The 22,920-nt window shown below is 34.0% G+C and carries 22 protein-coding genes and 1 CRISPR repeat array; of the genes, 16 read left to right on the top strand and 6 right to left on the bottom strand.

Annotation, left to right across the window (positions count from 1 at the left end):
* Window positions 1-306: 306 nt before the first annotated feature.
* From CORI_RS07890 to csx20, 16 genes are all read left to right on the top strand, one after another.
* Window positions 307-537: a DUF6290 family protein gene (locus CORI_RS07890; RefSeq protein ID WP_173031518.1), complete on the top strand. Its 231-nt coding sequence runs from the start codon at window positions 307-309 to the stop codon at window positions 535-537.
* Window positions 534-809 (top strand): type II toxin-antitoxin system RelE/ParE family toxin, encoded by a 276-nt coding sequence (locus CORI_RS07885; RefSeq protein ID WP_173031517.1) that lies wholly within the window; start codon window positions 534-536, stop codon window positions 807-809. The genes CORI_RS07890 and CORI_RS07885 overlap by 4 nt, the downstream gene beginning before the upstream one ends.
* A 356-nt stretch (window positions 810-1,165) precedes the next feature.
* A complete protein-coding gene (locus CORI_RS07880) occupies window positions 1,166-1,711 on the top strand; it encodes a hypothetical protein (protein WP_173031516.1) in 546 nt (181 codons plus the stop codon).
* A 2-nt stretch (window positions 1,712-1,713) separates the two neighbouring features.
* Complete coding sequence (gene cas6, locus CORI_RS07875; protein ID WP_173031515.1) at window positions 1,714-1,977, top strand: CRISPR system precrRNA processing endoribonuclease RAMP protein Cas6; 264 nt, start codon at window positions 1,714-1,716, stop codon at window positions 1,975-1,977.
* 43 nt (window positions 1,978-2,020) lie between these two features.
* Window positions 2,021-4,210 (top strand): CRISPR-associated endonuclease Cas1, encoded by a 2,190-nt coding sequence (gene cas1, locus CORI_RS07870; protein WP_173031514.1) that lies wholly within the window; start codon window positions 2,021-2,023, stop codon window positions 4,208-4,210.
* On the top strand, window positions 4,207-4,479 hold the full coding sequence (gene cas2, locus CORI_RS07865) for a CRISPR-associated endonuclease Cas2 (protein ID WP_173031513.1): 273 nt from the start codon (window positions 4,207-4,209) through the stop codon (window positions 4,477-4,479). The genes cas1 and cas2 overlap by 4 nt, the downstream gene beginning before the upstream one ends.
* A gap of 429 nt (window positions 4,480-4,908) precedes the next feature.
* Window positions 4,909-6,027: direct repeats of the CRISPR family, unit length 37 nt; unit sequence ATTTCGCTCGAGCTTCCCCGTTTTAGGGGATTGAAAC.
* 266 nt (window positions 6,028-6,293) lie between these two features.
* Window positions 6,294-6,623, top strand: coding sequence for a hypothetical protein (locus CORI_RS07860; protein ID WP_173031512.1), 330 nt, complete (start codon window positions 6,294-6,296; stop codon window positions 6,621-6,623).
* Window positions 6,624-6,799: 176 nt separating this feature from the next.
* Entirely contained in the window at window positions 6,800-8,317 is a 1,518-nt protein-coding gene (locus CORI_RS07855; RefSeq protein ID WP_173031511.1) for a hypothetical protein, read from the top strand.
* The gene (locus CORI_RS07850) at window positions 8,314-8,856 is read left to right on the top strand and encodes an RAMP superfamily CRISPR-associated protein (RefSeq protein WP_173031510.1); all 543 of its coding nucleotides are present in this window, start codon (window positions 8,314-8,316) and stop codon (window positions 8,854-8,856) included. Before CORI_RS07855 ends, CORI_RS07850 begins: the two co-directional genes overlap by 4 nt.
* A 2-nt stretch (window positions 8,857-8,858) precedes the next feature.
* Complete coding sequence (locus tag CORI_RS07845; protein ID WP_173031509.1) at window positions 8,859-10,241, top strand: hypothetical protein; 1,383 nt, start codon at window positions 8,859-8,861, stop codon at window positions 10,239-10,241.
* A complete protein-coding gene (locus CORI_RS07840; protein ID WP_173031508.1) occupies window positions 10,241-11,578 on the top strand; it encodes an RAMP superfamily CRISPR-associated protein in 1,338 nt (445 codons plus the stop codon). Before CORI_RS07845 ends, CORI_RS07840 begins: the two co-directional genes overlap by 1 nt.
* Complete coding sequence (locus tag CORI_RS07835) at window positions 11,565-11,987, top strand: TIGR04423 family type III CRISPR-associated protein (RefSeq protein ID WP_173031507.1); 423 nt, start codon at window positions 11,565-11,567, stop codon at window positions 11,985-11,987. The genes CORI_RS07840 and CORI_RS07835 overlap by 14 nt, the downstream gene beginning before the upstream one ends.
* Window positions 11,984-13,831, top strand: a complete 1,848-nt coding sequence (locus tag CORI_RS07830; protein WP_173031506.1) for a TIGR03986 family CRISPR-associated RAMP protein — start codon at window positions 11,984-11,986, stop codon at window positions 13,829-13,831. Before CORI_RS07835 ends, CORI_RS07830 begins: the two co-directional genes overlap by 4 nt.
* Window positions 13,832-13,834: 3 nt before the next feature.
* Entirely contained in the window at window positions 13,835-14,623 is a 789-nt protein-coding gene (locus tag CORI_RS07825; RefSeq protein ID WP_173031505.1) for a hypothetical protein, read from the top strand.
* A gap of 17 nt (window positions 14,624-14,640) precedes the next feature.
* Window positions 14,641-15,894 (top strand): TIGR02221 family CRISPR-associated protein, encoded by a 1,254-nt coding sequence (gene csx2, locus CORI_RS07820; protein ID WP_173031504.1) that lies wholly within the window; start codon window positions 14,641-14,643, stop codon window positions 15,892-15,894.
* A gap of 6 nt (window positions 15,895-15,900) precedes the next feature.
* Complete coding sequence (csx20, locus tag CORI_RS07815) at window positions 15,901-16,275, top strand: CRISPR-associated protein Csx20 (RefSeq protein WP_173031503.1); 375 nt, start codon at window positions 15,901-15,903, stop codon at window positions 16,273-16,275.
* A 10-nt stretch (window positions 16,276-16,285) separates the two neighbouring features.
* On the opposite strand, the gene CORI_RS07810 is transcribed toward csx20, so the two are convergent.
* The 6 genes from CORI_RS07810 to CORI_RS07785 all read right to left on the bottom strand — a co-directional run bounded on the left by CORI_RS07810 (window position 16,286) and on the right by CORI_RS07785 (window position 22,696).
* Window positions 16,286-17,251: a WYL domain-containing protein gene (locus CORI_RS07810; RefSeq protein WP_173031502.1), complete on the bottom strand. Its 966-nt coding sequence runs from the start codon at window positions 17,249-17,251 to the stop codon at window positions 16,286-16,288.
* A 280-nt stretch (window positions 17,252-17,531) separates the two neighbouring features.
* Window positions 17,532-19,154: a lipopolysaccharide assembly protein LapB gene (locus CORI_RS07805; RefSeq protein ID WP_173031501.1), complete on the bottom strand. Its 1,623-nt coding sequence runs from the start codon at window positions 19,152-19,154 to the stop codon at window positions 17,532-17,534.
* Window positions 19,155-19,224: 70 nt separating this feature from the next.
* Window positions 19,225-20,304: a GGDEF domain-containing protein gene (locus CORI_RS07800; protein ID WP_173031500.1), complete on the bottom strand. Its 1,080-nt coding sequence runs from the start codon at window positions 20,302-20,304 to the stop codon at window positions 19,225-19,227.
* A 210-nt stretch (window positions 20,305-20,514) separates the two neighbouring features.
* Entirely contained in the window at window positions 20,515-21,633 is a 1,119-nt protein-coding gene (locus CORI_RS07795; protein ID WP_173031499.1) for a M20/M25/M40 family metallo-hydrolase, read from the bottom strand.
* Window positions 21,634-21,644: 11 nt separating this feature from the next.
* Window positions 21,645-22,109, bottom strand: coding sequence for a YjiG family protein (locus CORI_RS07790; protein WP_169940683.1), 465 nt, complete (start codon window positions 22,107-22,109; stop codon window positions 21,645-21,647).
* Window positions 22,106-22,696: a nucleoside recognition domain-containing protein gene (locus tag CORI_RS07785; protein WP_254064912.1), complete on the bottom strand. Its 591-nt coding sequence runs from the start codon at window positions 22,694-22,696 to the stop codon at window positions 22,106-22,108. The genes CORI_RS07790 and CORI_RS07785 overlap by 4 nt, the downstream gene beginning before the upstream one ends.
* Window positions 22,697-22,920 lie beyond the last annotated feature (224 nt).

Here is a 22,920-nt window from a genome sequence, read left to right as displayed (position 1 = left end):
GAAGTTAGGTTTTTAATACATCTAGCAGATAATAACATAATAAGCTCAAATGAGTTATACAATATCTCATATCTTAACCATACTCTAAATAGCAATGATAAACAGATACAAGAGAAGGATAGATTCTATAAGAGAGTGGATGTGAGGGTGTGAATTATTGAAATAAAAAAATAAAAGAGTGAATTTAAAGCTTATGGTTATTAGGCAATATAATTAATCTATACTTCATATCTTAACACATCAACTTTAATTGCTTTATAAAATATGATATAATACTTGTAATGCAAATAATACAAAGGATTAAATATGCAAATTTCAGTGAGACTAGATAAAGATATAGGAACTAAGCTTGAGAGATTAGCAAAGGATACTAAAAGAACAAAAAGCTTTTACGTTCAAGAAGCCATAAAAAGATTCTTAGAAGATATGAATGATTATATAGATGCTATGGAAGAGTTAAAAAAGATAGAGAGTGATTCCAATCCTCAGTTTTATACTCTTGATGAAGTAGCTAAAGAGCTTGGCGTAAAAATATGAAAGTAAATTTCAGTAAAAATGCGTTAAAAGAGCTTAAAAAGTTAGATAATAGTGTTAGCATTAAAATACTTAAAAAACTAAAAGAGATAGAAGGCTTAGATAATCCTCGTGATGAAGGTAAACCACTTATAGGAAATCTATCAGGTCTTTGGAGATATAGGGTCGGAGGATATAGAATAATATGCAAGATAAAAGATCATGAGCTTATAGTACTTGTACTTGGTGTTAGAAACAGAAGTGATGCTTATGATGGTGAGTTTGATGGTGTTTAAAAGGCAGGATAAACCTAATAAAACTTTTAGTAAAAAGTATAAAGCATTCTATTATTATGACTAAGTCTTGTAAATAATAAATAATCTCAGCCGTATGCGAAAAAAACCTAAAATCTATTCAATATTCAAAAGTAATGTTTTAATCAGGCTTTAATAAAAAGCATATAAGTAGTTCCACAAATAGTCCTGCAATAGAAACAAGAATATATCAAGGACAATATAGGTTAAAAATAAATGAGCAAGAATAGATATATCGCTTAATAAGATAACGGCTATAAGAAGAATGACTAATTACATATTGGTATGAAAAAGTATTTTATAGTATAATCGATGTTAAAATTTACAAGCAAATAATAATGATTAAATATCTAACCATTGGCGTAAACGGCATCAGTATAAAACCTACTCACGCATTTATAGGCTCTACTATCAGAGGTGTTTTTGGAAGGGGTTTAAGGCAGGCTGCTTGTCCATATATTGATGCGAGTTGTGATAGTTGCCGTTATTTTGACAAGTGCATATATGCCGAGTTTTTTGAAAATATATCCAAATCACCCAAATTTATACTTGATATAGATTTTAACTCAAATAGTTTTGATTTTAAAATTTTACTTTTCGAAAATGCCGTATCATACTTAACCCATATTATTATTGCCATAGAAAATATGCGGCAGATAGGACTTGGTATATCTAGGCAGAAATTTTATTTTAAAAATTTAACTATAAATGACAAAACTATATCGCCTCAAGAGTCTATCAACTCATCCGATCACACTCTTGTTTTTTCGCCAAGCTTTTCTGCTGGCGACTATAAAATCACCGCCTTAACTCCGATACGTATCAAACAAAAAACGGCTTGGTTCGCTCAAAGCTTGATTTTAAATCATTCATTAGGCAAATAGCTATGAGATTTGGCGAGCTAACAGATGCAAATATCGATAAATTTGAAGTTAAATTTGATGAGTTCGAGCAAAATTTTAAGTTTTATAGTTTTGAGAGATACTCAAATCGCCAAAAAACAAAAATGGAATTCGGCGGTCTTATGGGAGAAATGAAGGTTTGTGGGCTTGATGAGAATTCGGCTAGATTTCTAGAACTTGCTACTTTAATAAATGTCGGCAAGAGCACTGCATTTGGGCTTGGCAAGATAAAGGTAGAGCGAATTTAACTTATATCGATTTTAATATAACAAATCTGCAAAGGAAATAGTTGTGTTTGATCTTAGTCTTGAGGAAATATTTACTCAAAATGCTTATGATCTAGCCTTAAAAAGACTCAAGAAGTCATCGCTTGGACTTGATGATTTGAGTATAGATGATATCTGTGCCGCATCTTTTTATGAAGATTTAAAAGACGAAATTTTTCATCTATCTTACTCGCCTCAGCCATTAAAGCGAGCTTTTATGCCCAAAGAAAACAAGGATGAACTTAGAAAATTGGCGATTCCGTCATTAAAGGACAAATTTATACAAAATATACTTGTATCCGAGCTATCAAGATATTTTGACAAAGGCTTTTCAAACTGCTCTTATGCCTATAGAAGCGGCAAGTCCTACACTAATGCAATTTATCGTGCAAGAGATTTTTTAAAAACCTATGCGATAAAAAGTGATATAAAAGACTTTTTTGAAAATATAGATCATAATTTTTTGCTTGAGATATTAAATAATCATATAAAAGACTCTCGTATCACCAGACTAATTGAACTTTGGATAAAAAATGGGATTTTTTCTAAATTTGACTATCTGCCTCATCAAAAAGGCGTTCATCAAGGAGATGTTTTAAGTCCGTTACTTTCAAATATATATCTAAATCAAATGGATATGTTTTTACACTCAAAAGCTATCGACTTCGTACGCTATGCCGATGATTTTGTTATCTTTTCAGCGTCCAAAGATAATGCCGAACAAATTCTAGCCGAGCTTAAAGCCTTTTTATCCACTATTAAGCTATCTATAAATGAAATAAAAACTGCTATTTACGATCAAAATACTGAATTCGCATTTTTGGGTGTAAATTTCAAGGGAGCAAATTTAAGCATATCCGAAGAAAAGCTTCTATCTACTCTCAAAAAGCTTTCATCTCAAGCTAAAAAGCCGAATATAAAAGAGAGCATAGAAAATTTAAATTCTTACATTTTTCATCTAAAAAGCATCAAGCTAAAGTTACTTTCACTATCTCAACAAGATAGGCTTATAAGGCATTTTGATGAAACTATTACAAATTTAATTAGAAAATTTATAAAAACTACCGATAAGCGAACATTAGTAGATGAGCTTGTAAATTTGGAATTTCCATATCCTATAACCCTACAGCTTAAAAAATCAAAGCTCCTATCATGCTACAAAAATGCCAAACAGCCTCGCATAAAATCTGTCGAAGACACACTAGAGGCCAAAAAACGAGAGTATCTTAAAAATTTCTCCCATAGTTCCCTTGTTCATATTACTACTCCGTTTTATTTCTTGGCTCTTTCTCAGGGCAAATTTGTTTTAAAGGAGCATGGCAAAATAAAGCATAAATTTCCCGTTAATCAAATTTCACAAATCATAATAAACGCCGACACTTCTATAAGCTCGTCCGTCATCAAAGAGTGTTCTAAAAAGAAAATTCCTATAGATTTTATAGATGAAAAGACAAATTTAAGCTATGCTACACTATTTACTTCAAATAGCTCTATAACCAAAACCGCCGTCTCTCAAATTTCGGTTGTAAAAACCAAAAAATCACTCAGGATAGCCCAGCAATTCGTTATCGGTAAAGTAAGAAATCAAATCAACTACTTAAAATACTTGAATAAATATCACAAAATTTTAGATGCCGAAATAGAAGCAATGCAGGGAATTTTAAAAAATTTTATACCCACATCCTCCTCTTCGGCGGAGCTTATGGGGTACGAAGGCACAAGCGCCAACTCATACTGGCAGGCTATCGCAAAGGCTATTGATTATAAATTCGGCTTTTGTGGGCGTATTACAAAAGGTGCAACCGATACTGTAAATTCGGCGCTTAACTATGCTTACGCCATCCTTTATTCTAAAGTTTTAAAGTCCATAGTTGCAGCAGGTCTTTCTCCTCACGTCTCATATCTGCACGCATTAGACGAGCAAAAGCCTGCTTTGGTATTTGATTTAATAGAGGAATTTAGGACGTTTATTGTTGATCGCGCAATCATATCCATGATAAACAAAAATGAGCCTTTTGATATCAAAGACGGGTTATTAAGCGTCGATACTAGGCGCAATATCACCAAAAACGTCAATGAAAAACTATTTGCATATACTACATTTAGAAGCGAAGAGATAAAGACTCAAGACATCATAACCAAACAGGCATACGCGCTCAAACATTCTATTTTAGAAAACGTAAAATACAAACCCTTTATAGCGAGATTTCAATGAATTTAATAATATGCTACGATATACGTTCGACCAAACGCAGAAATAAAGTCTCAAATTTACTGGAAAGCTATGGGCTAAGGGCAAATTACTCTGTTTTTGAACTTGATATAAAAGAGAGCGATTATTATCTCATTAAATCTAAAATTGCAAAACTCATAGAGCCAAAAAGTGATAAAGTTCTATTTTATCGTGTGTGCAAAACCTGCTTGGCTAAAAGTGAAAGTATGGGAGAAGGCAAAATTTTTAACCCGCTTGATACTTATATCTAGCGCCATCTATCCGCAAAAGATTTTCGAACTTTTTAAAATTTCAAACCTGTGTGTTAATCGATATTTTATATTGGGTTAAGTATAAATATATTCGAAAATCAGAAATTTGATATTTTTAAAATCGAGATTTTCGTATTTTTATCTAAACTAGTTTTTGAAAAACTTCATTTCACGGCTTTTGAGCTATCTAAATTTGTTATAAATTTCGAAAAAGAACAATTTTATTAAATTTTGTTTTGGATTTTCGAACTTTTTAGAGATTGTAAATATGCTTTTTATCGATACTTTAATGTAACTATAAGCAAAATACCTCAAATTTAAAAAATATTTTTTGTCGTATTTTCGAACTTTTTAGCTCTTTGTGATATAATGCCGCTTACAAGTAGTTCTTTAAAAACTCATTGTTAATTTTAATGCGTTTTGATGGCTATTTCGCTCGAGCTTCCCCGTTTTAGGGGATTGAAACCGTGGCATCTACCGAGTCCTGAAAGCCTCTAAATCATTTCGCTCGAGCTTCCCCGTTTTAGGGGATTGAAACGAAACTCTCAGTTTCCTCTCCCAGAGAAACTCTGAACTCCGGAAAAATTTCGCTCGAGCTTCCCCGTTTTAGGGGATTGAAACATTTTGCCAAAAACCGCAGCAAGACCCATCAATACCACTTGCGCGATTTCGCTCGAGCTTCCCCGTTTTAGGGGATTGAAACAAAAAATTCTTTAGCCTCTCGTTTTCCCTCAGCGAGCACTATTTCGCTCGAGCTTCCCCGTTTTAGGGGATTGAAACATTGTGCAACCAAGCCCTTTGGATTTAGTGTTGTAAGAACATTTCGCTCGAGCTTCCCCGTTTTAGGGGATTGAAACTACCTTTGGTAGGTAGATTACACCTAAGTTTGGTACCTCGGATTTCGCTCGAGCTTCCCCGTTTTAGGGGATTGAAACGTCACTGCCCACAATATCGTAGGCAAGAACATGAAACATATTTCGCTCGAGCTTCCCCGTTTTAGGGGATTGAAACGAGAGGGTTTTTTTGATTTTACCCATTTCGATCCCGGCAGCCATATTTCGCTCGAGCTTCCCCGTTTTAGGGGATTGAAACTTTGGAATACCTGAAAACCGACTCCCATTTCGCCAGGAATTTCGCTCGAGCTTCCCCGTTTTAGGGGATTGAAACATAGGTTAAGAGAATCTATTGATATTTCTAGTAAAACATTTCGCTCGAGCTTCCCCGTTTTAGGGGATTAAAACGCGAAAAATCGCTTTCTTTAGTACGGAGCCGTCGGGTTGCGGCATTTCGATCGAGCCCCCCGTTTTAGGGGATTGAAACTCATTTCTGAGCGTGCAATACGCTTGCAAGTATCTTAATTTCGCTCGAGCTTCCCCGTTTTAGGGGATTGAAACACCAACTCGATTTTAGTAGAGCAAAAGCCTTGCATATTGTATTTCGATCGAGCTCCCCAGTTTTAGGGGATTGAAACCTAACCGTATTGGCTACCGATGTTAAAACAGCGTTTTCGCATTTCGCTCGAGCTTCCCCGTTTTAGGGGATTGAAACCCTCTCAACTCTAAAATTAAACCTATTCCACTACTATGTATTTTGCTCAAGCTTCCCTTTTATGGTTAGCTATTAAAAAGCAAAATAGCGACTTATTTTACTTTTTAATACTCTTTTACTTCCTCTTATGCTAAAAATTTCAAAAAAATAAAATTCAAGCTTAAAATGACAATATATGACATAAACTCTTTGTAGAATTACTTGATTTTGTTTTTTAGTTAATACTAAAAGATAGAGTCTAAATTTAATAACAAAAGAGGTGTAGTATGGATAAGATATTAGTTGCAGTAGCTATTATAGCCGGTATATTTTTTGCGGATGAGACATGTCCTATGCCTATTGAGCACTATCCTTATATGGTGGCTCAGGTTGGTCAAGATAGCGGCGAAGAAGAGCAAAATATGCTTGCTAATATGATGACTCTACTTAGTGCATCTATGGGAGTCAAAAACTCTCTGATAGAGGGTATAGAATGTGAAATTTACGGACTAACGGAACAGTTTAAGCTTTTTAGCGTTTGTAGTTTAGATAGAGGGGATAAAAAATTTAGAACACTTGGCGTATTTAATAAAGTCATTGTTTTAAACGGCAAATAAATAATTGCAAGTATGATAATCGGATTATTTGAAATTATGCTTTATAAAATAAATATGTTTCAAATTTGCATAATATGATATTAAAATTCAATTTTTTTTAAAAGTGCTTAATACTATTGTTTAAAATGTATTAAAAAATATGATAGAATATTGTGAATATTGACAAAGGAGCTTAGATGGCAAAATACCTTTACGGCGTGAGTGTGCAAGGCATCCAAGAGTTTATCTATAAAACAAACAAGCTTCAGGAGATAATAGGCGCAAGTGAGATAGTGGATTGGCTTGGAAGAGAATTTGATCTAGATCAAACTTTGCAAAATACAAGTAAGATTTATGCTATCTTTGATAAATTTAAAAAAGATGGCTTGGTGGATCAAATTTTATTAAATGCGGCAGGAAATTTTAGGGCTATAGTTTCCGGCAAAGATAAACTTGAAAAAATAGTTTTAAATTTACCTAAAGATATTATGCAAAATGCTTACGGCATTACAGTTTCGCAAGCCGCAGTAGAGTGCAAGGATAACGAAGAGTATAAAAATGTATCTTATGAACTCGAGAAGAGATTAAAGATACAAAGAAACAAACCTAGCATCCCGCTTGATACTAGTATAAATTTAATGCTTCTTAGTCCTAAAACCGCAAGAGCTACGTATAAGATAGAGCATGAGGAGAGAATTGATATCTCGAGTTCTCAAAAACGTGAAGCGCATAAAGTTTGGTTTGATAAAAATCGCAAAAATAACGATAAATTTGTAGAACTAAAGGAATTTAGTCAAATTTCAAATTCTAAAAATAAAATAGCTATTATACACGCTGATGGTAACGGGCTTGGGGTCTTGGTTAAAAGGCTTTCCGATAGGATAAATTTTAGCAACCTTAACGAGATAACAAAATTCTCAAAAGCTTTGGATAAAGCTACTAAGAATGCCTTTAAAAGTGCAAAAGAAAAAATAAAAGAAAAAGACTATAAAGATAGCGGTAAAATAAAAAACATCATCTTAAGCGGAGATGATATGACGGCAGTTTGTAGTGCAGATGTGGCTCTTGAATTTACTAAGTATTTTATTCAAGAATTTGAAAAACTTACAGCGCAGGATAGTGCCATAGAGGGTAAGCTAACTATGTGTGCAGGCATAGCATACTGTAATGAAAAATATCCGTTTCATTATGCTGTTGAACTTGCAGAAGCGCTTTGCTCTGTAGCTAAGAAGCACTCTAAAAACATCTATGTAAAAGATCCAAATAAAGACATAGCTCCAAGTTGTTTGATGTTTCATAATATACAAAGTTCAAATTTTCAAAGTTGGGATAAGTTTATTATAGATGAACTTGCCGTAAAAAACGAAGATGGTTTTATAAGGTTTGACTTCGGACCATACTATATAAATGAAAAATCACAAGCTAAAGTTGATGATTTGTTGGCTCTTGTTAAGGTTTATAGCGGAGATGATAGTCCAAAGACTAAGCTTAGAGAGTGGTTAAAAGAGCTTGGTATAAGCGGTAAATACGCAAGCAATATGTTAGATAGGATAAATGAAATTTTAGGTAATAAAAGAGATGTTTTTGATGTGCCTCTAAAATCTTTAAACGAGAAACTTTCAAGTGGTGATTTGATAATAGAGAAGGATGGTCTAATAAAAACTCCGATTTATGATGTTTTGCAAATTTTGTCTGTTAGTGGAGATATAAAATGACTTTAAGATATGAGCTTAAATTTTTTGATTATTGGCATGCCGGTAGCGGACTAAGTGGCGGCGCGGCACTTGATAGCTATGTGATAAAAGATGATCGCGGACTTCCTTATATGCCCGGCAAAACCATAAAAGGACTTTTAAGAGAGATGGCGGAATTGTTTTGGAATCAGGATAGTATCGATAAATGCTTCGGCAAACAAAGTAATAATTACGGTCAAGATAGTGACGATACTGTGATGGGAGAATGCTATTTTAGTAATGCCGTACTTGAAGAAGGCGTAGCAAAAGAGATAGTGTCAAACAATCTCGCACATAACCTATTTGAAGTAGTATCTTCTACTAGAATAGATGAAAATGGAGTTGCTATCGATAGGTCTTTAAGGGATATAGAAGTAGTCGTGCCCGTTGTGTTGCACGGTAATATAGATATTGCCCAAGAGCATGTACATGATATGAAAAAGGCAATGGATATGATCAAGAGAGCCGGACTAAACCGAAATCGCGGACTTGGTAGATGTAAATTTGTTATAAAAGGATAGTTATGAGAGAGCTTGTTTTTGAAATCACGTTTAAAAGTGCAGTTATCTTGCAAGCTACCTCTAATACGCAAGGCAAGATAGATGTGCTTGATTTTATCCCCGGGAGTAATTTTTTGGGCATGACGGCTAGTAGATACTGCGAATTTAGCAAGCCTTTTGATATATTTCACAGCGGAAAAGTGAAGTTTGGCGATGCGTATCCTGTCATTGACGGCAAAGAATTTTTTAAAATCCCGCTTTCTTATTTTCATGAAAAACTAGATAGTAGTAAAATTTACAACCATCACTTACTAACAGATTGTGATTTTAAAGTTTTCGCGCAATTAAAACAAATAAGAAGCGGATATATGAGCCTAGATGGACAAAGACTAAATCTTACTTACGAATACTCTCAAAAGAGCGGATACGACAAGGAAAATAGACGCTCTAAAGATAGTGCTATGTATGGGTATGAAGCGTTAAAAGCAGGTAGCGTCTGGAGATTTAAAGTAAGCCTAGATGATATCATCACTAAAGATAATGAAAAGCTAATAATAGATACGTTAGAAAACAGTAAAAGGCTTGGTAAGTCTAAAAGTTCCGAATATGGAGTCGTAAGTATAAAATTCATCAGCGATAGTGAGCAACAAGTAGATAAATTTGAGCCTAAAGATGACTATACTTATATCTATGCAAAATCAAGACTTGCTCTGGTTGATGACAATGGAAATCCGACTTATGATTTACAATATTTTTGCGGCGGACTTAGTGATAAAAATATCGACTACGCTAAAACACAGATAAGGACCTCGAATTTTACCCCTTTTAATATGTCAAGGGGAACAAAAGACTATGAGAGGCTTTGTATAAATAAAGGTAGCGTAATAGCCTTAAAAAATCTAACAAAAGAGCAAAAAGATAGTGTTAAAAATGGCGTTGGAGCATATTTAAACGAGGGTTTTGGGGAGGTTTTGATAAATCCTAAATTTTTGGATATGGGTGCCGTTGATAGTGCTATTATCCTTAAAGAAATTTTAGATACCGAGAAAAAAGAAGACATTGAGATTAAAAGTGATTTGGCAAAATTCTTAAAGCAAAAAGAGATTAAAAGACTTCAAATTCTTGATGTGGCGGTAGAGGTGGCAAAATTTATCGGTATGGACGGTGAAAAGTTAAAAGATATTCCAAATTCTCAGTGGGGAGCAATTAGAGCTATTTGCAAAACAAGTTGCGAAGATAGTATTTATGATGATATAAAAGAATTTGTAAATAAAGGCGTGGCCGAATATAAGTGGAGAGATAAAAAAAGTGAAATTCTTTTAAAAGGGATAAGGGGTAGTAAAAACAAACTTCAGTTTACTCAACTGCTATCTATGAGATTTCCGCGAATAAAAGGAGAGAAGTAATGGAAAGATTTTTGGCACATGTAATTATACGGACAAACACTCCGCTAAAAGTTGGCGGCGGCGATAGCGATTTGTTTTGCGATGCACCTGTACAAAGGGATTGGAATGGTCTACCTATGATACTTGGCACATCGATTGCTGGAGTTTTAAGGTCTGCCATAGAGAGTGAGGATAAGAAATTTGCGGATGAAATTTTTGGCTCAAAAGATGAGAAAAATACAAATAAGCAGTTTGGCTCAAAGTTAATCGTATCAAATGCTCTTCTTGTAGTAAATAAAGATGGAAAAGTTTGCGAAGATCTTTTGCTTGATAAAGGAAGCTTTTTATCATTTTTTGATGATTTGCCTATTAGGGAGCATGTCTCTATTAACAACAAAGGTGTTGCATCAGAACATGGCAAATTTGACGAAGAGATTGTATTTAAAGGAACTAAATTTAAATTTTCATTTGAATTTGATAGTCTTGAAGATGATTTTAAAAAGATACTAAATACTCTTTTTGATAATACGTTGAGACTTGGAGGAGGAGGCTCTAAAGGATTTGGAAAATTTTCGGTAGATAGCATAAAATGGGGCAAAGTTTATCTAAGTAGTTATTCAAGCAGTTTGAATGACGATGTATTATTGAATGATTTTACCGATCAAAAAAACATAAATGAAAGATTTATAAAATATGAATTATCACTTACTCCTGATGATTTTTTCATATTTGGAAGCGGGATAGGAGATGATGAATCGGACCAAGCGCCTATGATGGAAAAAACAATTGATTATGAAAAAATGCCTTTGAGTGATGAAAAAATTTTAATCCCTGCAAGTGGCATAAAGGGTGCTTTATCACATAGAACCGCCTTTCATTATAATAAATTTATGCTTTCTAATAACGGTGATTATCAAAAAGTGGGCGAAGAAAATAAGGCCGTAAGAGAAATTTTCGGATATAAAAAAGACGGCAATGGAGGCAGAAAGGGAAGAATTTTAATTAGCGATTGTTTTAAAGAGTTTTGCGAAGATATGGACACAAAAGTATTTGATCATGTAAGCATAGATAGATTTACAGGTGGAGCTATAGACGGAGCTTTGTTTCAGGAAAAGACAATAGGAGTAAAAAGCTATAATGTTAAATTTGTTATAAGGATTTTAGTAAAACCTCCTCAAAGTATGGATGATGATTTAAAAAGGTTTAAAGATGCCGTAAATGCTTTTGAAAATGCTCTTTTGGACGTAGCCGAGGGTCTTTTGCCTCTTGGAGGAATGACTACGAAAGGACATGGATTTTTTAGCGGTGAAGTTATAAAAAACGGCGTTAGGATGGAGCGAAAAAATGAGAAAAACTAAAGATGAAATTTTGAACTATATAAAAAGTCTTGACGGGTATGAGGGGTATATCCAAAAACTTGGTAGCAAAATATCCGAAGACGATATATTTTTTAAACGTGGTATAAATGTAAATTTGCAACCAAATGAGTATATTTATGAGGCTCATTTTTTTAGTAAAAATGAGAATAAAAGTATCTTAATCAGGCAGATCAATGACTCTTGGATTGTGGATGAAGTTGATTTGAGCAAAATCAACTTAAAAAATGAAGACAATTTGCAAGAATTTTGGTCAAAATTCGGTCTTAAGATAAAAATGGCTCAAATTTGGGAAGAGGAAAATGACGAGCTTTGTGAAGGATTGCCTGTATTTAAATTAAAAAAAGCGGTTTTTGCCGGTTTTGCTGATGATGAAAAGGATGAGAGATGATAACAGCACCGTATAATTTTGTCCCGTTAAACGATAAGGTTTTCTATCCTTCTTGGGCGGATAAAATAAGTCATGATGTACCTTTTGAAGACGGAGAAAGCGGAGTTATAGAGCTTGAAATCACGGCACAAAGTCCAATATTTATAAGAAATCATTATGCAGTCGGTGATACATTTTATGAAGTAAAAACAGATGGAGGTATTAAAAAATATTCAACTGAATTTTGTCACTTTAAAAAAGAAAACGGACAAAAGGAATTTTATATACCAGCCACAACCATGAAAGGTGCAATTAGAAATGTTTTAGAGATAATGAGCTTTTCTAGAATTCGCATAGACGAAGAAAAACACAAAAAATATCTCAGCGTTAGAGATATGACAAATAGGCATCTTCTTGCCGGCATTGCTGATGGCTGTGGATTTTTAGTAAAGCAAGGTGATGAGTATATAATATTTGATTGTGGAAAAGTGGTTACCGTCAATCTACAAAAAGAAAAAGAATATGAAAGTATAAAAAAATATCAATACGGGAAAGACAAATATGAAAAATTTGGGTTTTTAAACGAGATAAAATTTTCAGAGCATCAAAATCAAAAAAAGAAATTTATCACTAGAGGCACTTTAGGAGGAAACAAGAAAGCATTTTTAGTATTTACGGGCGATATACAAAATAAAAAACATGAATTTATTTTTTGTGAAAACCAGAGAAAAATACCATTAGATAGAAGTGTATTTAAAAATTTTGAAAAAGTTTATTTTGAAAATAAAAATGCTATAGACGGGCAGTTTCTGAAAGATAAATTTGAAAAAGGAAACAAAATACCTATTTTTTATAAACAAGAAAAAAATGGAGGCAAAATAACACATATTGGCTTAACTCAAATTTTTAAGATTGCTTACAATAAAACAATATTTGAAGCGGCAAGACAAAGTAACACTAAAGAAAATGGAGTTGATTTGTCTGAAGCGATATTCGGTTTTGTTAAAAAAGACAAAGCTTTAAAAGGTAGAGTATATTTTTCACATTTCAAATCCGCCAATGCACAGTTTGATCAAGAACAAGAGTGTGTTTTTGGTTCCCCAAAAGAAAGTTATTATCCTAATTACTTAGAACAATACGGTAAAGAAGGAGTTGTCCATAGTTATCAAACTTTAATGGATAAGGATGCCAAAATAAGAGGATACAAAAGATATCCTTTGCGCAAAGGATTGTTACAATTAAGTCAAAGTGACGATAGAAACCAAGATGTAAAAACAAAATTTAAACCTCTTAAACAAGGTGCGGTATTCAAAGGCAAGGTAGTATTTCACAATCTCAAAAAATTTGAAATAGGAGCTCTTTTAAGTGCTATAACATTTCACGGAGAACAAGATAGAATGCATAACATAGGTCTTGCAAAGTCTTATGGATATGGAAAGATAAGCATAAAAGCGGCTCTCATAAATTTGAGATTTACTCAAGACATATACATTGAAGAATTTGAAAATCAGATGAATGAATTTCATTCTGACTGGATAAAATCTCATCAAATTAAAGAGCTCTTTGCTATGGCAGATTCCACTAAATGTAAAGAGAATAATGTTTTAAGATATCAAAAGTTAGATCCAAAAAATAACAATAAGTCGATTAATGAATTTGCAAAAGATAAAGACAATAAGCGTTTTTTAATGCCCTACTCACAAGACAAGATAGAAGTTAATACTAATATATATAAGGAAAGAGAAAACAAAAGAAACAAAATGAAGCCAAATTCAAAGAACCCAAAAAATAAGAGTTATAATAAAAAGCCCGAAAGTAAAAGCTTTGGCAATCATATTGACTTTAGCTTATTTAATAAGGTCTAGCAAATGAACAAATATCAAAACAGAGAACTTCATAAGATATTCGTATCTTTTTTAGGAAGCAATGCTTTAAGCACAAAGGGCATAGCTATCATTATCATGATAGTTGTATCTTTTGCTTGGCTTCCTGACGGACTTAGTGCTTTATTTGATAAAATTTTTAGCGGAGATATCCTTAAGTGGGAGTTAAAAGACGGAACTATGCTTTGCCAAATTTTAGGCGCTGTTTTAATGCTTTATATCGTGATAAAAATGATTCCCAAAAAGGTTGCCAGTGTTGATATTTCTATTGATGAAGAACCAAAGAAGGCTAAGGCTTTAGTGCTATTCTTAAGCCAAAACAGCAGAGCCGATGAAGATAAAAACTTGAAAGAGATAGGTGATTTTAAAAGTAACTACAGAATGCCTTTGATATCTATAGATTACCACAAAGATATGCTGGAAAAAATTATTTTAATCTGCTCTGATCAGTCTTTACAGGAAAAAGAGAAATTTTTAAAATGCATTGAAAACATATTCGGCAAGAATATTGTCAAGATCATCGAGATTAAACATGTTGACAACCTGGAGATAGCAAAAGATATCTACGACTGCCTAGAAAACACTTATCAGGAGCTAAAGGTGGCAAAAATAGATGAAAAAGATATAGTGTTTGACGTTACGGGAGGTCAAAAGGCTGTTAGTATAGCAGGCGCGATATTTGCTATACCGAATAATAGACATTTGCAATATGTCTCTACAACGGATTATCGAGTTAGGCATTATGATCTTACTTATGCGCAAGATGAACACTAATAATAAATGGAGTAAATATGTCTAAAATTTTAATAAGTTCTATAGGAGCAGGGGATAAAAGAAGCGGTAACTATAGACTATCAAATTATTCTATGGATGGAAAGATATATAAAGATAAAAAATTTATAGCGGATGTTTTGTGCGAACATATTAAAATAGATAAGCTCTTTTTGATCGGAACAAAAAAATCTATTTGGGATGCTGTATATAAAGAGTTTGGAGGTAGTGACGAGGATGAGTTTAAAATTTACGAGGCGAAAGAAAACAACGAAGTCATAAAATATATTCCTGTGGTAACAGAACAGATAGATAAGAAGTTAGGCGTAAGCGGTTCAAAATGCTTTATCATAGAGTACGGCATTGATGAGGAGCAGCTTTGGTCAAATTTTAATCAATTTCTAAAAATTTTTGATGAAATTACAAAAGATGATGAAGTTTATCTTGATATAACTCATTCTTTTAGATCTTTATCTTTAATGAGTTTTGTTATGAGTGAATTTTATGCCAATACAAGAGATTATAATCTAAATATCGGAGGTGTCTATTATGGAATGATAGACATAATGTCAGAAAATGACAATATAGCGCCCATAGTAGATTTGAAAATGTTTTTTGAGCTTTTAGAGTGGTCAAAAGCTATTAAAAATCTAAAAAAATTTGGCAATGGATACGATCTAATGCTACTTGTGAATAAATCTCAACAGCCTGAAAGAATAATAAATAGTTATACCGACTTTTCTTATGCATTGAGCATGTCTGATGTAAGTGCTATACAAAAAAGTATCAAGTCTTTAAATAGTCAAATTTTTGACTTAAACTATACTAATAATACAATATTAAAGATTGTGTCTAAGGACATCAAGGAATTTATAGATATTTTCAAAAAGGAAAAAATATCTGATTTGCAGCTAGAGCTTGCAGAGTGGTATTCAAGTAATAAAAATTACGCGATGTCATACTTAACTCTTGCCGAGGCTGTTTTAAGTCTCGTTTGCGAGCAAAATCATAAAGATCCGTTAAATAGGGACAATAGGGAGGATGCAAAAAATACACTAGTCAAATACGCAAAGCAAAGATATGGGGATGATAGAAAAAAGTTAGCAGAAAAATACCTTAAAATAAATAGTATTAGAGTTAATATAGCACATAAGCTTGATCAAGAAAATCAAAGGTCTAAGTCTAACCCAAGAGACAGCGTAAATAATCTTCCTGGATATATTCAAAGCATAAAAAATATGAAAAAATACCATTTTGAAATGGATAGGAGCTAAGATAGCGTGAAAACTCTTTTTATATTAATGAACCACTCACTAACAAAAGAACAAGAAAAAGATGCCTTAGAAAATTTAAATATAGATAATTTTGTGGTTATAAGTGATGAAAATTGGAGCAATATAGATCCTTCCAATAAAAGCATTTTAAATAGTATTGAAAGTTATAAAGAAAAACTGAAAGAAAAGTCAAAAAATGGCGACTTGCTATTAGTGCAAGGGGATTTTGGTGCTACGTATGCCATGGTAAATTTTGCTAAAAATATCGGACTAAAACCCATCTATGCAACCACCTGCAGAATCGTTACCGAGCAATTGGAGAACGGTAGATTAGTAATCAGGCGAGAGTTTAAGCACGAGAGATTTAGGGAGTATGAATAACCCAAAAACATTACTTGTATAAAAGATTATTTTTGTGATACTCTTTAATATCTTTTAAAATTTGTTTTCTTAGCTCCTTTGGTTCAATAACCTCTACGTCAGGAATCCATTTTTTGATAAATGGCATTATCTCTTTAAAATTTGTTATTTCATATGTTGCTATTTTTTCTCCGCTTTCTAAGGTTTCTATCCTTTGACTATCAAAAAATTTCTTTTTATGCGTAAAATATCTAGCAACTCTTTTGGAAATTTTAAGTTTTACTGTTATTAAATTATTTCCTATGAAACTATTGTAATCGCTAAAAGATGTTTGTAAGCCATTTTCTATAAAGTCATCAACTTTACTTTTGATGTATTTAAACTTACTTCCTGCCTTGAGGTTTTTTATAAACGATATTCTAAGCATATTAAATTCACCGTTACATAAGCAAGCCAAATAAAAATTCTCGTCTATAAAAATTATCTTATATGGTCTTACTATCTTCTTTTCTTTTACCAATGTATTGTCATAAATAAGCGCTATTTCTATCTTATTTTTAATACATTCTTCTATTTTTTTCATGATCTCGCTATCTATATTTTCAAACGGTCTGGTGATAAATCTATAGCACTGATCTATCTCTTTCATCTCTTTTTTTATGGCTTTTTTGGATTTATTTTCCAATATACTAAAAATTCTACCAATCTCTCTTTTTGACATTAAACTATAAGTTATAGCCGTAATTGCCAAAGAAGATGGATTAAGCTTTATAAAATCGCTATGATTAGGCTTATAATAAATTCCTTTTTCATCTTTTCCTTTTGTAAATAATTTTGGAAAAACTGACTCTATAGTATCAAAATATCTAACCATATTTCTTTCACTCATATTCCAATTCATCTCTTCGTTTAATCTTTTTATGTAGATCGTCTGATTTTCATTTAGCCTTTTTATAATATAAAGAATATTTTCTGCGGAATATATTTTACTAGACATTAAAATTCTCCTTGTTGTGTAATTTTAATATATTATGCGATAATGTGTCTATAGTATGATCGTTTTTTGTTAATTAGGGTATAAAATTTTCTTTTTCCAAGGCTTTTAAAAAATGAAATGTGCTTATGATAAATAAATCAAACATAAAATTAGAATAAACAAGATACTTATTTGCCTCTAGATCTTGAATCTTTTAATGAATAAATTTAAACAATACTATGTCTAAAATCGGATGTAATTTTAGACACAATTACTTAATTATTAATTAAAAATTCTAACCTCAAAATTTATACTCCACAACTCCACTATCGGTACCGTCTTTGAAATACACTCTAACGACAATTTTATTAAATTTATGATCCACTTTGAGTAAATTTTTATCGCTATCCGTGCTATATGGTTTTTCTAATACGGTATTTACGTCGTCAGAGTCGATGCCGTACTCTATCTTTTCTATGCCGTCCGCATAAGAAAACAGGTGCGAAAAATATAAATAATAGTTTGTATCGCCCTCTATCCAAGGTGCTCTGCGCGACTCTTTAGTAAACCAATAAGTTTGAGTTTGTTTAAGAATTCTTATGTCGTTTTGGGCTTTTGGGTCCAGAGTTTCTCCGTCTGCGGTCTTGTTAAGCCACTCATATTTAAAAATTTCACTCTCTTTCCCGTTTTGATCGATGTATTTAAACTCTATAAATTCTTTTACGCTGTCAGCCTTATTTGATATACGAACCATCTTTTGGGGTATTTTTCTGCTGCCTTGATATGTCATTGCATCGATATAGCCGGTGCTTATAAAATCGCCCAGCCCGTCTATCCTATAAAAAATTTCAGCCGGCTTATCTGTGATGTTAATGCTTAGTTGCCAGGACGAATTCGTATGAATTCTGTCTACTGAAATGGGATTTTTAAAGACGCTTTCATCTATCTTGTCAAGCTCGGCCTTTCTTTCCTTTGCATATTTTATTTGAGAGTCCAGCTCCTCTTTATCGATAAAATATCTTGCCAGCTTGCCTTTATCGTTTAGTTCTAAAAATTTGCTGATGTGATCTTTTTCAAGCTTTTTATCATTAAGGCTTTGCTCGCCTAAAACGGCTTTTGAATATTGTCTAGCCAGTTCGTAGTAAGCGGGTGCGAAGTCGGGATTTTGTTTAATAAAATTTAAAAGATACTCACTCTTTTCTTTCGCATCTTCTAAAAGTATCCTTGCATATTGGTCTATTTGGCGAGTGCTTGAGCCAAACATATCGTTATAAAGCTCTTTAGCGCTGGCTTTTCCCTCTTGAATTTTTAAAAATTTTTGAAATCTTATATGCGGATCAAGTTTTTGATCGTCAAATGTAAAGTACTTAATATAAGCCTTTCTGGCATTTGCGTAATCGCCGTTTAGTTCGTAAATTCTGGCATTGTGATAAAATTCTTGCGCTGTTTTAGGGCTTGGGACTATGCCGCTTTGTTTGCCGATACCGTCAATTAGCTTATCTATCTTTTCATCAACTGTTTTAACCGATGTTTTGATGTCGGTAGTGTCTTTTTTTATCTCAGATATGTCCTGGCTGATGATTCCAAGCGATTTTTGTATATCTTCAAAAATCGGGATATATGCCGCTAAAAATCCCTTCTCATCTCCCTGATCGTCAATCTTTTGTAATCCATACATGGCTCCTGTCGCAAGTGCGGAAAATACGGAAAATACTATAACGGGCAAGACTCTTTCTCGAAGGCTTGATAGAGCTATATATGCCAAAAACAACACGCAAGTTACGATAATGCTTGCAAAAAACAGATACTTGCTAAAAGGAGCAAGCGGTTGGCATACGTCCGAGAAAAATCCCATCACCGTAGCAAGAACGCCCGCCCAAATTTTATTTTTGCCAAAAATTTGCTGTAGAGTATAATTTATCATCATAATCCTTTTAAAGAATTATTGTTTTTGTGTAAAATTCTCACATTTTAATCTATCTTTTTATAACAGATTATTGTATGACGACTCTATTCCTTCCGCTTTTCTTACCTATATACATCTGCTCGTCAGCCGCTCTAATCATATCTTGGATATTGTTAAAATTTAAAGAGCTCACTCCTCCAAAAGTGATGGTTACCGAAAATCTTATATCCTTGTATTTTATGATTTTTTGCTCTATTTTTTTGCGGATACGATTTAAAATTTTCTCGACTTTTTCTTTACTCAACTTGTCCTCTTTGCCCGCACTTTTAATCAGTATCAAAAACTCCTCTCCGCCCCAGCGAGAGATTATATCATTTACTCTGCATTCGTTTTTTAAAATAGCCGATATCTCGGCCAGTGCGACATCTCCGCACTCATGTCCATAAGTATCATTGACCGCTTTAAAGTGATCTATATCGCCAAAAATCAGATAGAAATTTCCCTCGTTTTTTTCTTGAGTCATATCGATGTTTTTTAGTATATCGTTCATCTGTCTTCTTGTCGTAAGCCCCGTAAGCTCATCGGTTTTTACGATATTTTTTATATGCTCGATCTCGTTTTTTAAAAATACCATCTCCATCGCTTTTGAAATTTTAAGCACTCTCTCTACGAAAAATATAAGTATAAATGCAAAGATTATATTAAGCCTAACTAGCAGATCATCGGCTGAATTTATCTGCAGTATAGGGATTTTAAGATTGGCTGAAAAGTATAAGTATATGTATAGGATCGATTGAATAATTCCTAGCGAATAAAAAACTCCGCGCTCTTTAAAAGGAACGGTTATGGAAAGGATTATAAACGGCACGAACCAAGTTTGAAAGCCCATATGCCAGCCTAGATTTATCGTTGAAATGGTTATAAAAACGGTCGCTTCTATAAAACAGGTAAGTACGGCTATCTTTTGGTGGCGCTGTAAAAATTTCAAAGCCCCGCCAAATACGATTATACTAATGATATTATAAGTCATCATCAGCTTATTGCCGTTATATACAAATATAAACTCAAACACTACATGTATAAGAAATCCAACTAAAATAAGCCAGAAATAAAATGGAGTCCTAGAGGAGCTTTGTAAAGATTTTTTGCTCTTACTGTAAGTTGTCATTGGTATATTCCATGCAAGATAAATTTTAAATTTGTTCTTTTTTATTTTTTGATGTTACAAATCGAGTATATTTTTTATTTAAAGAGTATAAAAAATATTTATGTCGTATTATACAAACCGCTTCATTAATTATCAATTATTTTTTTATTGATTTGCAATAAAAATTTTAGTAAAAGAGCGTCTGAATTTAGCCCTTTTACTAAAGTAGATTTATACTATCTTTTTAATGACGTCTAAGATCAGATTGCATTTTGGCACTACCGAATCCACGACTAGATACTCGCTCTTTGAGTGCATATTGCCGCCTGTCGGTCCAAGCCCGTCTATGGTAGGGCAACCCGCCGAAGATGCGATATTGCCGTCGCTTAATCCTCCCGCATCGACCCAGCTTACTTTGACTCCGCTTTCTTTTGCGACTTCGTCAAACACAGCTTTGATCTTTGGCAAATTTACCTCATCTATCATAGGGCCTTCGTCGTTTGTTAAGGTTATCTTATGCGTTACGCCTTGCACAAAGGGTTTACTTAGAATTTCATCCAGCTTTTGCTTACAAAACCCAACCGAAGAGGCAAATTTATATCTCATCTCAAAATTTACCGAAGCAAAATCAGGCACTACGTTTTGCGCGGTTCCGCCGTTTGTCATTATGGCGTTAAAGGTGTGTCCCGCGCTAAAATCAGTTAATTTAGAAAGCTCAACTATGAAATTTGCCGCCTCAACTACCGCCGAGCGACCCCGCTCAGGATGATTTCCTGCGTGTGCCGAGACTCCGTGAAATTCTATAGTATAAGCTATCATACCCTTTCTGGTTGCTACCATCGAGCCGTCTTCTCTGGCAGGCTCCATCACGAGGCAGTATTTTGACTTCTTGGCATACTCTCTTATCTGCTCTTTTGTGAAATTTGAGCCCGTTTCTTCGTGGGAATTTAAAAATACAGCCACATTGAGTTTGCTTAGATCAAGGTCCTTTATGACGTATAAAGATAGCAAAGCGCCCGCCTTATCGTCTATCACGCCAAGTGCGTTTATCTTGCCGTCATTTTCTTTAAAAGGTACATCTTTACCCCAGCCAATAGGGAAAACCGTATCCATATGCCCCACAAAAAGTATGTCGAAATTTTGCACTTCAGGATCGTTTGATATCAGCAGGCAATCGGCCACTTTGTCGCTGTTAAGCTTGATTATCTTATGCTTTAATCCTAGCGAATTTGCTTTATCTATGAACCATTTTGCGACCGAATTTACACCCTCTATATGCGAAGTATGGCTTTCTATCTGCGTTAGCTGTTTAAGCTCGTCTAAAAATTGAGCCAACTCCTCTTGTTTCATCATGACTCCTTTTAGACGATGATGCTCATCACAAACATCGCAAGATAGGCGTTCAGGATACAAATTCCAAAAAGCACCGCATAGTGTCTGCCCGGAATTCCAAGCACACCTAAAACCCTACCCATATACTGCACGGTTGAGCCTACAAGCGCCATTCCTGGAAGCAATACGGCTATGTCGCCTGCGGTTAATGTGCCTGCTTGAACCAATGCTACAAGTACGCCCGCCGAGCCTCCCCAGCTTAAAAATGCAGCCATAAATACGGCTATGGATTCACCGGGAAGCCCAAGCGGCACCATGATAAAGCCAAGGTAGTTTCCTATGATTTTAAGGGCTCCGGATACGTTTAGTATATATATGATGACAAACGCCATCAAAACATTTGGGATAGTGTTGTGTATGGCGATATCCCAACCTTTTCTTGCGCCCTCTACGAATACGTCCGTTAGTAGTTTATTGTTTGTTTTATCACTCATACTTCATCCTCGTCGTCTTTTACGAATTTTTTGACGTAAAGTCTCATTAAATTTGCACCAAAAACTTTAAAAACAAAGATTATACCGAGGCAAAGCGCGATAGAAGCAGGCGCTAAAGCCCCGTTTTTATCAAGTATCACAAGTAACGGCGCAAAAGACGCTAAGAAATTCGTAATCATAGCTCCAGCGCTAAATTGAAACGCCGCAAATATCAAAAGCTCCTTGTGCGTCATCTTGCCCTCTTGACGCAAAAATTTCGCTGTAGAGCTACCGGCATCGGTGCTTTGAGTGCTTGCCATAAGCGATATCGAGCAAGCTCCAGGGATTCCCATCATAGGCTTTAAGATAGGAGTAAGCCAAGCCGAAGCTGCATATAAAGCGTAGTATCTTTCAAATATAGCAACAAATCCAAGTGCAAGCATAACGCTAGGAACGAGGCTCAATGCAAATAAAAATCCGCCTTTTGCGCTAGTTCCGCCCGCAGTCTTAAACCACTCGGGGAATTGACCCGTGAGCTTGCTGAAGTCAAAAATTCCGCCTGCAATATCTTTGGTGAAGCCGCCAAAGAAAACTATAGCCGCTATCAAAGCGACGGTGCCGATAATCAGCTTTTTCGTATCTCTTGCCTCTTGCCTCTTGCATTAAGTCTCCTTGGTGTATAAGTAAATGTAACACAAATATACATTTAAAAGACTTAATAAAGAGTTAAAAATAGCGGTCAATAATAAAAATATTTTTTAAATTTATATTTTAAGATTGGATTTAAAATTAATCAAATTTGGATTAAATTTAAGTTAAAGCGGCAAGAATT

The sequence above is a fragment of the Campylobacter sp. CCUG 57310 genome, from assembly GCF_013201975.1.
Lineage (GTDB): Bacteria > Campylobacterota > Campylobacteria > Campylobacterales > Campylobacteraceae > Campylobacter_A > Campylobacter_A canis.
Note: the sequence above shows the minus strand (reverse complement) of the source record. Positions and strands in the feature narration are given on the sequence as shown.